Source organism: Bifidobacterium tsurumiense (assembly GCF_000741765.1).
Classification (GTDB): Bacteria; Actinomycetota; Actinomycetes; order Actinomycetales; family Bifidobacteriaceae; genus Bifidobacterium; species Bifidobacterium tsurumiense.
Window position 1 is genome coordinate 282,050 of record NZ_JGZU01000003.1, and the last position, 11,432, is coordinate 293,481.

The 11,432-nt window shown below is 53.1% G+C and carries 8 protein-coding genes; 2 read left to right on the forward strand and 6 right to left on the reverse strand.

The window, feature by feature from the left end; all coding sequences use genetic code 11:
• Position 1: 1 nt before the first annotated feature.
• The 6 genes from BITS_RS01975 to BITS_RS02000 all read right to left on the reverse strand — a co-directional run bounded on the left by BITS_RS01975 (position 2) and on the right by BITS_RS02000 (position 8,332).
• On the reverse strand, positions 2–1,486 hold the full coding sequence (locus BITS_RS01975; RefSeq protein ID WP_026642804.1) for a galactose-1-phosphate uridylyltransferase: 1,485 nt from the start codon (positions 1,484–1,486) through the stop codon (positions 2–4).
• Entirely contained in the window at positions 1,486–2,568 is a 1,083-nt protein-coding gene (locus BITS_RS01980; protein WP_026642803.1) for a phosphotransferase enzyme family protein, read from the reverse strand. Before BITS_RS01980 ends, BITS_RS01975 begins: the two co-directional genes overlap by 1 nt.
• Before the next feature lie 113 nt (positions 2,569–2,681).
• The gene (gene gnpA / locus BITS_RS01985; RefSeq protein ID WP_026642802.1) at positions 2,682–4,847 is read right to left on the reverse strand and encodes a 1,3-beta-galactosyl-N-acetylhexosamine phosphorylase; all 2,166 of its coding nucleotides are present in this window, start codon (positions 4,845–4,847) and stop codon (positions 2,682–2,684) included.
• Positions 4,848–4,962: 115 nt separating this feature from the next.
• Positions 4,963–5,901: a carbohydrate ABC transporter permease gene (locus tag BITS_RS01990; RefSeq protein WP_026642801.1), complete on the reverse strand. Its 939-nt coding sequence runs from the start codon at positions 5,899–5,901 to the stop codon at positions 4,963–4,965.
• The gene (locus tag BITS_RS01995; protein ID WP_026642800.1) at positions 5,898–6,866 is read right to left on the reverse strand and encodes a carbohydrate ABC transporter permease; all 969 of its coding nucleotides are present in this window, start codon (positions 6,864–6,866) and stop codon (positions 5,898–5,900) included. Before BITS_RS01995 ends, BITS_RS01990 begins: the two co-directional genes overlap by 4 nt.
• 155 nt (positions 6,867–7,021) lie before the next feature.
• Positions 7,022–8,332: an ABC transporter substrate-binding protein gene (locus BITS_RS02000; RefSeq protein WP_026642799.1), complete on the reverse strand. Its 1,311-nt coding sequence runs from the start codon at positions 8,330–8,332 to the stop codon at positions 7,022–7,024.
• A 216-nt stretch (positions 8,333–8,548) separates the two neighbouring features.
• Between BITS_RS02000 and BITS_RS02005 the strand changes: the two genes are divergently transcribed.
• A complete protein-coding gene (locus tag BITS_RS02005; protein WP_051264395.1) occupies positions 8,549–10,003 on the forward strand; it encodes a right-handed parallel beta-helix repeat-containing protein in 1,455 nt (484 codons plus the stop codon).
• Positions 10,000–11,148: an ROK family protein gene (locus BITS_RS02010; protein ID WP_051264394.1), complete on the forward strand. Its 1,149-nt coding sequence runs from the start codon at positions 10,000–10,002 to the stop codon at positions 11,146–11,148. The genes BITS_RS02005 and BITS_RS02010 overlap by 4 nt, the downstream gene beginning before the upstream one ends.
• Positions 11,149–11,432: the final 284 nt, after the last annotated feature.

Genomic DNA, 11,432 nt, shown 5'->3' on the forward strand with positions numbered 1-11,432 from the left:
GTTACTCCTTGACAAATCCAAGATTTTCAAGGAACTCGACTGTGAGTTCCTTGGTTTTGAATACTGCGGTGTTTTCCAAAATCCTGAAGCAGACAGAGCCAAGCTCATCTTGAACGGCTTCATGAACCCGATTTGCAGAGCGATCATCACCGAGTTGGCGCTGCAGCTCATCCCACACCATGGAGAATTCCTCAAGCTGCGACGGCAATTCTTCGCCATTGACCAAGGCATCCTCGATGGCTGCCAACTGCGTGATGAGACGCCCTGGCAAGATAAACAATCCTTGCGCTTCGATAAGGCCGATGGGTTCCTGTTTGACCGGCCAGAATTCTGGATGGGCGTGGAACACACCCTCCGGGAACTCTTCACTGACCGCGTTGTTGCGGAATATCAAGCTCATTTCATATCCTCGTTCGGTTATGATCAAGCTTGGCGACACGGCTGAACGCCTTCCATCCTCATCCTCGGGCAGAATGCCAATTTGAGCATTCTCATATGACACCCAAGATTGACGAATCGCATCGCTTATTTCGACAATGCGCTCACGTGATTTGGACACCACGCGCACCGCAGTTCCCGGCCAGTCAAGAATTTCCACGATCGCATCCTCGACACCAGTGGAGAATGTGCACCATGCCTGCGCAGTATGCATGGGCAGGCGCTCGCCACCTCCCTGATAATGATCGTGGGCCAATACCGATCCGCCAATACGAGGCAAAGCCGCATTGCAGCCGAGGAAATATCCAGGGAAACGGTCCACGAAATCGAGGAGTTTCACAAAGGTGGAACGATCCACATGCATGGGCGTATGCTCGTCATTCACACATATGCCGTGCTGGTTGAAATATCCGTATGGAGAGAACTGCCAGAACCAGGATTCGCCATCCAAATTCACAGGAATGGTGCGCAATGAACTCTTGGCCCGTCCCGCAAATCCCTCATTGGCGTGGCATATGGTGCATAGTGGATATCCGCCGGCAACGCTGTTTCCGGATGCAGCCTTGGCCATATTCTTGAATTCCGGCTTGGCGGTATTGATGGTCACCACCAGACCGTGGGATTCGAATCGTGGATTGGCCTCAAGCTGGGCCCTCTTGACATACGAATCATTGACGCATAGGTCATACAGCCATTGCATCGCCTTCATTGAATCGCTTTCGCGCTCAACAGCAAGGAAATCATCCTGAACCTGTGAGGGTCGAGGCGTGAGAATGCCCATCACAGCATCGGCATATGCCCCACTTTCTTCCGATGCAAACAAACCGGCCTGAACCGCTGCATCACAGAAATCATGGAGCATAGTCGACACCGGAGCGTCCCCCGCTGTGGCTGAAGTAGGAGCGTATCCATCCAAAGGAAGCAATGCCAACAGGCGATTATGAGCCCAGTCATCATCGCGTTCATCGAGCTTCAGATGTCGATGCGCGAAATCCACCAAAGCGTCAACGCATTCGTACACTTTTTCCATTTGCTCCGGCGTTCCCATTATTCTGCCGCCTTTTGCATAACCTGACGCACGGTTTCATTGCTGTGCTCTGCCTGTGCTTCCATCTCCTGCACCAACTTGATTTGCGTACGAGTGCGCACCAGATTGTGTTCAGGATATTTGGTGGCGAAATAGGTGTCACCTTCCAAATAATCCGTCAGGAATCGCATACCGCATTCCATGGTCATCATATTGCCGCCGAATGCAAGCAGATCAAGCTCGGTTTCAGTGATGCTGGAATGAAGCTTGCCGATAAAGCCCTCGGCATATGCCTTGAACAGTTCAGGGCTGAAATGCACCTTGTCCAGGTCCTGCTCGTCTTCCAGCGCTGTGGATGCGCCGAAGCGGATGGAATCGCCGAAGTCGAAGAGCATGGAACCCGGCATAACCGTATCCAAATCGATTATGGCACGCGGCTTATGCGTTTGAGCGTCCATAAGAATATTGTTCAATTTGGTGTCATTATGGGTTACGCGCAGAGGTATTGAACCGTCTTGCAAACCATCCATGATCTTGGCATACAGATCCGCGCGCTCCATATAGAAGTCGATTTCGCTGCGGCAGGTTTCTGCACGACCCAATGCATCGGCTTCCACGGCCTTCTTGAAGGTCTCGAAACGCACCGGGGTGTTGTGGAAGTTGACAATGGTTTCGGTGAGCAACGATGCGTCGAAATCAGCCAGATCGTTCTGGAACTGCCCAAAGGCGGCACCGGCATCGCGGAATACCGCTGCATCGGGCACAAGATTGTAGGAGATGGTGTCCTCGATGAAATCGTATACGCGATAGCGTCCGCTTTCATGCTCGAGAAATGACCTGCCATCCTTGGTAGGCACGATCTGTAGAGTTTCCTGATTGCGCGAGCGCAAAAACTGGGTTACCAATTCGACATTGCGCATAAGGTTTTCCGTGTCCGGGAACACCTTGGTGTTCATGCGCTGAAGAATGTATCGCTTGGCAGTGGTTACGGCCAAATATGTGGTATTGATATGACCGTCGCCATATGGTGAAATGGATGTCACTTCACCTTCCAATGCAAATTGCTGTGCAATATTGAGCAGAACGCTGTCTGTCGATGTCATAGGTATTCCTTTCTCGCATTCACTGGCACCGAACAGTACTGCGTTGCACTGTTCAAAGCACCGTGTCACTCTGGGGTCGCGGCATATGCAATCCGCGACCCCAGAGCGGCATATCAAACCTCACGCCAAGCAATGGCACTGGGTTCAAGTTCGAATCGTGTCGTTCCGCCATCGGCAAGGGTCACTTCAGTCGTCTGCGGCTCTTCCGTATTGTTGATGACGCAATAGATGTGACGGTCAGGGAAGTATGCAACCTCACATTCGGGGTTGCTGGAGCTCCACGCATCATACTTGTCTTCATTGTGGCTGGCGAAGAAGAGGATGCGTTCGAGCAGGCGGGCATTCGCCGCAGAGTACGGAAGGCCGGAAACATACACGCCCCGTCCCTTGCCGTATTCGTTTACAGCGAGCTGCACTTGGCCGTCGTCGGCTTTCAGCAGTGTCACTTCCTCGTTAATCGGATAGGTGTTGAGAATCGGCTCGCCGAAGTCGATGCTGCCGTCACCTGGCACATCAGCCGTGATGAAGTGTTCCTTCACTGTCTGCGGGAAGTACTTGTCTACGGACAGGGTTTGGAATCGTTCCTCATCCACGCCGAAGACGTCTGCGAGTTGGAAGAATCGTCCCTGACGAGCCAAAGAAGTCGGCTCGCCGACACCCACCAAAGCTCCGCCATTGCGAACCCAGGCGCGAAGAGTTTCGACGATGTTTGGATCCGCCCACACATCTCCACCAGAGAATGCGGTTTGCACCGGGCCGCCGTTGATGATGACATCGATATCTTCGTCAATCCCATTCTCGCGAATATCGTCGAAGCTGATGAATCGAACATTGACCCTCATACCGGAAAGCGCTTCAAGGATTCCGTAGTAGGAGTGCGTCTGCTTATTCGGCAAGGCATGGGCCACGGTGAAGGCCATCCAGGAACGCATCTTTCCCCAGCAATTGAGGATGGCGACATTCAATTCGCCTTCTGCCGCAACCCCACCGGTGCGTTCATGGATATCGCGGAATTCATCGGCGATATGAGTCACCGTATCCACGAATTTCGGGAATTTGGCAGCCAAGGAGAGGTATCCGCCGTATCCCATACGCGAGATGGGGCTGCGCAGAATCGCTCGACGCGCCTTGCGCCAGTTGTCCAAACCTTCGATGCTCGGGTCATTGCCCTCATAGAAGGTATCGGGGAAGAAGTATGGCAGGAATCGACCTTCTGTGTATCGCACGCCTGGAATATCGGCAATCATGCGAAGCGTAGTGCCGTCGCCGACCGAGCCGACCACTGCATCGAGACCGAGTTTTTCGAATCCATCCTTGTATGGCTCGGTTCCAATCCACTGGTCGCCCAGGAACATCATGGCCTCTTTGCCGGCAGCGTGGGTGTCATCCACCAACTGCTTGACATTCGCACGGACGAAATCGGACAGGAAGTCGATCCAGTCACGCTGAGGCTTGCGGGGAACTCGCCATGCGGAGTTATAGCTGCCTTCATCCACGAAATCCTCTGGACGCAGACGGTACCCATACTTGGCTTCAAAATCATCCAAGGCTTTGGGGGAAACCGTGCAGGCACAACCGAACCAGTCGACGATCTTCTCGCGATGCTTCTCGTCGAAGAGCAATGTGAACTGATAGAAGAAGGTGGTGAATCGCACCACATCGGTCTGAGGATTATCCTTCAACCACTTGCGGAAGGTATCGAATACGAAGTTGCGTGTTGCTTCATGGTAGATGTCGAAAGGAATCTCGTGTTCCTTGTCACCCCAATCATTGGTGAGGTGATTGTACATTTCCACCGGATCCCAGATGATGTATGCCATGAAGGCAGCCGTGTATTCGTGCATGGGCGTAGCACCGCTGATATGCACGATATCCTCATGCTCATCAAGCTCCCACTGAGCGGTATCGACTATTTCGCCGGTGGTACGGTCGACGACCTCCCAGTAGCGATGCGGGTCAGCATCGCGGTTAGGCTTCAACTGCTCCTCATAGAACTTTGCCATAAGCGGGATGTCAACGGACTCTCCCTCGGCAAGAATACGCTCGGAGAGCAGATACACCTGCGGGGTTTCATCCATATGCAAGGTGATCCATTCATTATGAGCACGTGTCGGGAAGTAGGCGCTGTATACCTTCTTGCCCAGCGAGAGCACTGCTTCATCGAGATGGGTTCCGTCCGAATTGCGAATGGCATCAGCGCCCCACAACTCAGCGAGTTCTTTGGTCTTTTCGGCGTAATTCTCTTCACTGGGAAGCGTGAAACGTCCGGTGGTGGTCATGAATCCGTCCTTTTTCAATGGTTGCACGGAGTTCGGTTGAATTCCGTTGTATACCGTCTTTGTGTTAGGCTGCGGCGACGATCATAGACTGCGCAATGCGCCGCCGCTTACCGATTTATCCCTTGACTGCACCTGCAGCCAAGCCTGCCTGCCAGTAACGCTGCAATCCGAGGAAGAGCACCATTACAGGCAATACGCCCAGCAACGCACCCATCATCAATGCACCTCGATCGGTGAATGTCGGGAGCGCCACCATGCCGTAGAGGCCTAGGGTAACAGGCTTCAACGCATCCGAAGAAAGCATCATCAATGGCAGGAGGAAGTTATTCCAGGTCGCGACGAAGAGGAAGAGGAATATCGTCACCATGGCTGGTGCCAAAATGCGCAGCACCATGGTGAAGAAGATTCGAGCCTCCCCTGCGCCATCGATGCGGGCCGCTTCGAGCAACTCATTGGGTACCGATCCCTGTGCATACACGCGCCCGAGGAAGAAGCCGAAAGGCGAGACCGAGCAGGGGATGATAACCGCCAGCATGGTGTTGGTCAGGTGCAGTGCATGGAAGATGGAATACTGCGGAATGGTCAGCAGTGCAGCAGGCATCAGCATGCATCCCATAACGATGCCGATTGCGGCATTCTTGCCTATGAAGTTGAACTTGGCCGTTGCATATCCGGCCATAACCGAGACGATGGTTCCGACAGCCGCCGAAATACCTGAGTAAATCAAGGAGTTAAGCACCCAGCGCCAGAATTGGCCGCGGGTCCATCCCAGCAATTTGCTGTAATTCGTGGCGATGGCATCAGGGATTTGATCCAATCCCACCGCAAACCACATGCCATTGCTGCCGGTCATCTGAGACGGGGTCTTGGTGGATGCGATTATTGCCCAATAAATCGGGAAGAGGAAATAGATCAGCGCAGCGATCAATACGACCGTGGTGATGACGCGGACCAACGGCGAGGGCCTCATTGAGCGCGGCAAATCATGTGCCGCCTTTTCGCGAATGCGATCTGCCTTCTTGCGTGCGCGGGCTTCGGGAGTCATGCGGCTCATTCTGCATTCACCTTCCTTTCGACAAGTGCGTAGATGGTTGCCAGTACGCCTGCGATCAATGCCATGACGATGGCGATTGCCGAGGCCGGGCCGTCACCACCAGGAGTGAGCGTTCCCTGAGAAGTATTGAGAGCCATCATCATTGGCGTATACGATTTGGAAATGCCCGGATCAGCGGTTTGCATGATCTGCGGCTCATTGAAGAGCTGAATGGTTCCTACGATGGACAGCAGCATGGCAAGCAACGCGGCTCCGCGCACATTCGGCAGCTTGATCTTCATGGCGATCTGGAAACCGTTGGCGCCATCGATACGTGCCGCTTCATACAAATCGTGTGGGATGGCTTGCAATGCTGCGAGGAAGATCAGCATATTGTAACCGGTAAAGGTCCATGTGGTGATATTTGCCATGGATGCCAGCAAAATATTATTGGCGAAGAAATCGACATTGATTCCCAAGGCTGCCAAGCCCTTGACCAGCGGCGAAATCTGTCCGTTGTACAGATACACCCAGATGATTGCTGCCACGACGCCGGGGATTGCATAAGGAAGGAAGTAGCCCAAGCGGAAGGTGGTGACGTGCTTGACGATGAAGGAATCCAACAACATAGCCAGAGCCAGTGCGGAGACGATCATCAGAGGAACCTGGATCAAGGTGTAGAGCAAGACCCTTCCGGTGCCAGACCAGAATGCGCTCGAGGTGATGACGTACTGGAAGTTTTGCAGTCCGACGAATTTGTTGACAAGACTGCCGCCACCATAAGCTCCGCCGCCTTCAGAAACCTGACGGAAGAAGCTGGAATAGATGGCCCAGAAAATCGGGAGGATGAATACGAATGCGAACAGAATGGCGAATGGAGCCATGAATGCCCAGCCAGTACGATTTTCGCGCTTGGCTGCTTTGGAACGTTTCGCTGTGGTATGCCTGGCGCCGGAAGACGACGCCGACTGTGTCGTTGTGGTCATGATTACGTCCTGTCTCCAAACGGCAGAGGAACATCGTTTTAATCACACAGAAAGGCCGGAGTGAGGCACTCCGGCCTTCTGCGGTGAGGGGATACGCTAGTGCGTAGGAGAGAAATGAAAGGGGAAAGGGTGGGGGCTATTCGCCCCCGATTGCATTACTCGGAGACGGTGAGTCCCAGGTTCTTCAGGGTGTCCACAGAGGTGGTCTGCGCCGCCGAGAAGATGTCCTCGACCTTTCCGGAACCGTCAACAACCTTGGCTGCCGCTTCGGTCATCGCTGCGGTTACTGCGGAGAATCCAGGGATATAGGCGAAGTCACCCATGTTGTCATTCGCGGTAGCGAATTCCTTCATGATGTCCTGTCCGCCGTAGAACTCGGACCACGAATCAGGGGTCTTGGCGGCTTCGGTAGAGGCTGCCACCACAAGACCCTGAGAGGTCAGATCTTCGACCTGGGTGTTGAACCAATTGAGGAATTCCATGGCTTCTGCCGGGTGCTTGCTGTTCTTGAGCACTGCAACGCCGGAACCACCGTCGGAACCGGTCTTGCCACCATTGTCGAACCAATCGCCGATCTGAGTGACGCGCCATTCGCCCTTGCCGGTGTCACCAGCGGAGGACTGCAGCAAAGGAGCTTCCCAAGCGGCGCCAATTGTGCCGATCAGGGTACCATCCTGCAGGGAGGTGTCGAAGGAGGCATCCCAGCGAGGATTGGTGGTTGCAGCCTTGGCATCCACGAGCTGCTGGAACACATCAGCGACAGCTGCGGAGCCATCGGTCTGGGTGTTGACGACCCATGCGTCATCCTTCACGGTGTACCAAGGATCAGAAGCGCCTGCCAAACCGGAGAACATGTAGCCGGTCTCATCGGGCTCATACGCCATGATGTACTTGCCTTGCTCAGAGGCCTTCTTGGCGGTCTCAATGAGCTCGTCCTTGGTGGTCGGCACCGACAATCCGAGGTTTTGGAACTCGGTTGCGTTGTAGTAGTAGACCAGTGGACCGGTGTCCTGCGGGAGACCGTAGGTCTTGCCATTGACCTGCATCAGATCGAATGGGCCGGAAGCGAAGTTGTTCTGGTACTTTGCGGCTTCGGTGGTGACATCCTGCAACATACCCTTGTTGAAGACCTCTGGAAGCTCGCCGTAACCAATCTGAGCCAGATCAGGAGCTGCATCGGACTTGATGTCGGTTTCCAGCTTCTTGATCATTTCAGCGGGCTTGCCATCGAACTTCGTTGCAGTGACCTGGATATTCGAATGAGCATCATTCCACTTCTTGACAATGTCATTGACCAAGGTCATGCCCTCGCCATCCGGCAGACGATGCATATAGGTGATCTCCACCTTATCGCTGCTGGAATCAGAGTTGGCGCTGTTTCCGCTCGAGCCACAGCCCGACAGCGCAAGACCCAGCGCCGCAATCGACGCAAGACCAACCATGAAGCGCTTATTGAAAGAAGTCATAATCTCCACTCCTTTGGGGTTGTACGCTGCCACTTCAGTGTGGCAACTGCATAACAGAATACACGTAAAAGATTTAATTGTCAACTTCTCTAACAATAAGCATTTCCTTAGTGTTTTCAATGTTTTTAATAGTTAGTTATGTGTATGATATGTATATAGTTTTCAATAAACTACCTAGCCGACAGGTCAACGTCGACCACGGATACAAGGAAACAGATGACTACCATATACATATCGGCAGCGCATGGCGATGACGCCAATGCGGGCACCGATCCGGGCCACGCATGGGCAACGCTGAGCCCTGCCAACAGCTTCGCCTTCAAACCAGGCGATGCGTTATTGCTTGAGCGAGGCAGCATATTCTCCGACCAGTTCCTTCATATCAGCGCAAGCGGAACACCAGAAGAGCCAATATGCATAGGTGCGTACGGCGATGAAACGCGGCCATTCCCCGCAATCCATGCCAACGGATCCGGCCGATGGTTCCAGGATTACCGAGCACCAATAGGCGGCTCACCCCATCGCAATCGCGGCGAAGTATCCACCGCTTTACTGTTGATGGATTGTTCATATATAGAGGTACGCGATCTGGAAATCACGAATCGTCGCGTTGACGATAGCGACGGCTTGGTATTCAATGCACGCAATGTCATGGATCGCACCGGAGTTGCGGTTATTGCGCAAGATGGCGGCACTTCCCGTCATGTCCTTCTTGAAGGGCTCTATATCCACGACGTGGACGGCAATGTATATGACAAACATATGGCCAATGGCGGCATATATTGCATGGCACACTTCCCCACCGACACGCGGCGAATCACTGATAGCGTGGCTCGGTTCGACGATCTGAGCATTCGCGATTGCACCGTTCGCAATGTACGGCGTTGGGGCATAGCCGTTGGATACACGGCATATTTAAATTTCATCGACCGAGGTGGGCTCAATGCCGATGGCGAATGGAACAACACCTTTGATTATGGCGATGGCAGCATTGATGATTCACTGATTGCGACATTTGGGTCAACCAATATCGTGATAGAAGGCAATACGGTTGAAGATGCCGGCGGTGACGGAATCACCGTAATGTATTGCGACAGGCCAATAGTACGCCGCAATATTTCACGCAGAGCTGCCAAGGATATTCGCAGCGATATCTACAATGCAACCGAAAACGACCGAGTCGCAGCCGCAATATGGCCGTGGCGCTGCAAAAACGCATTGTTTGAATACAATGAGGCCTACGATACGTTGAATGCCGAGTATGGCAACGGTGACGGACAGGCCTGGGACGCGGATTTCGGAGACGGAACGGTGTATCGCAACAACTATTCGTCTGGAAATTCCGGCGGTTCAGTGATGTTCTGCAATGAAAAGGCGGTGAATTCTCACTTCTATCACAATGTTGCATACCACGATCGCTTAGGAGCCATCGACATTCCGCGAAATCCCGATGCCGACATCCATGACAATGTCTTCATCCTCGATGAATCTTGTGACCCCATACGCAATGACAATGACCGCGCGGACGGCACCGCGCATGTCCAGCACAATATTTTTATCAACGATGCACCGCAAGAACGGCTCATCAACTGGCATCCTCATGCCGCACACATCATTTGGCAAGACAATCTTTATGTGCGTTTCGCCAACCGACCTTCGGAGGAATCATGACATCTCAACAACAACAAACTGATGTGTCATATCTCGCGCCGCTTATGACCATCACCGAGAAAACGGATCCTACGGATATCCGTATCAATAACCGGATGATGATCTTCAGCCTGCTGTTCCCCAATACCGTGATGTCTCGCGCCCAGATCAGCAGACGGACCGGCCTATCTCGCGTTTCCGTCTCCGAAGTGGTTTCCGAAATGATCGATCATCATATTTTGGTGGAAACAGGGCAGGAAGCGCCTTCGCGGCGAGGTAAAAAAGGCACGCTTATCGGCGTGGAAACAGGTTATTGGAATATCATCTCACTGGATCTCTCTCAGCCTTTTATCATTCAAGGGGCCGTCACCAACATCCTCGGTCAAGTGCTGTCCCGTGCCGAACAACCGGTGTCCAAATCCACTGACATCACACCTGACACCGTGATTGAGCTGTGTCAGCGTCTTATCGATAAGGCTGAAGGCACGGTGCTTGGCATAGGCATTGCCGTTACTGGCATTGTTGACGATCATGGCACGGTTACCGATTCACGTAACCTGGATTGGTCCGATTTGCATCTCGGTGATCTGCTGGAAGAACGTTTCGACCTCCCCTGCTTCATCGACAATGATGCTAACAGCGCGGCCCTGACCGAACGATTCTTCGGCGATGGATATCGCAATATGCTTTTCATCCAGATCTCCATAGGCGTTGGCGCCGCAATTCTGATCGACGACTCCATGGTTCTGGGCACCAATCACGCTGCCGGTGAGATCGGGCATGTGGTGGTCGAACCCGATGGGGCGCAATGCACATGCGGGAAGCATGGATGCTTGGAAGCACTGGTTTCCACTTCAACCCTGCGCGCTCAAATGGCCGCGAAGCCAGAAGAACGCGACGCTATTTTGCAACAGGCTGGTGCATATCTCGGCAAAGCCTTGTCCATGCCCGCAAGTCTGCTCGATATCACCGATATCGTCGTCTATGGTCCACCGGATGTGGTGAATGACACCCTGCTTGACAGCGTTACGGAGACACTGAATGCCGCCACTACAACCAGTACCCGGCAGTCCAAGATAATGGCACGCCGCTGCGAATGCGGCGAGAACAATGTGATCATCGGCGAAAGCATCAGTGTGGTGCAATCCAAGCTCAAGCAATTCTGATCGGCCGCCCCTTCGGCTCTGGGCAACATAAAGGTCATATCCATATGGATATGACCTTTTTACATTGCCTCAACATGCTGTCACATTCCAGCGTGTTATCGCCACATGTCTTTCGACCTCCAACACTGAATCAATGCTTGATCGTCTGTTTCAATCTTGAAATCTTGATTCGACTGCGAGTGGAAAGATTTCATTCAAAATACGAATGAGGGCGATACCCGTAGTGGGTACCGCCCTCACTTGTCAAACCGCTATCACCAGTGTGAATCCCTAGGATTCAGTGC

Coding starts and splice junctions, on each gene's coding strand:
- BITS_RS01975 (WP_026642804.1), bottom strand. CDS start 1,486: ATGGGAACGCCGGAGCAAATGGAAAAAGTGTACGAATGCGTTGACGCT.
- BITS_RS01980 (WP_026642803.1), bottom strand. CDS start 2,568: ATGACATCGACAGACAGCGTTCTGCTCAATATTGCACAGCAATTTGCA.
- gnpA (WP_026642802.1), bottom strand. CDS start 4,847: ATGACCACCACCGGACGTTTCACGCTTCCCAGTGAAGAGAATTACGCC.
- BITS_RS01990 (WP_026642801.1), bottom strand. CDS start 5,901: ATGAGCCGCATGACTCCCGAAGCCCGCGCACGCAAGAAGGCAGATCGC.
- BITS_RS01995 (WP_026642800.1), bottom strand. CDS start 6,866: ATGACCACAACGACACAGTCGGCGTCGTCTTCCGGCGCCAGGCATACC.
- BITS_RS02000 (WP_026642799.1), bottom strand. CDS start 8,332: ATGACTTCTTTCAATAAGCGCTTCATGGTTGGTCTTGCGTCGATTGCG.
- BITS_RS02005 (WP_051264395.1), top strand. CDS start 8,549: ATGACTACCATATACATATCGGCAGCGCATGGCGATGACGCCAATGCG.
- BITS_RS02010 (WP_051264394.1), top strand. CDS start 10,000: ATGACATCTCAACAACAACAAACTGATGTGTCATATCTCGCGCCGCTT.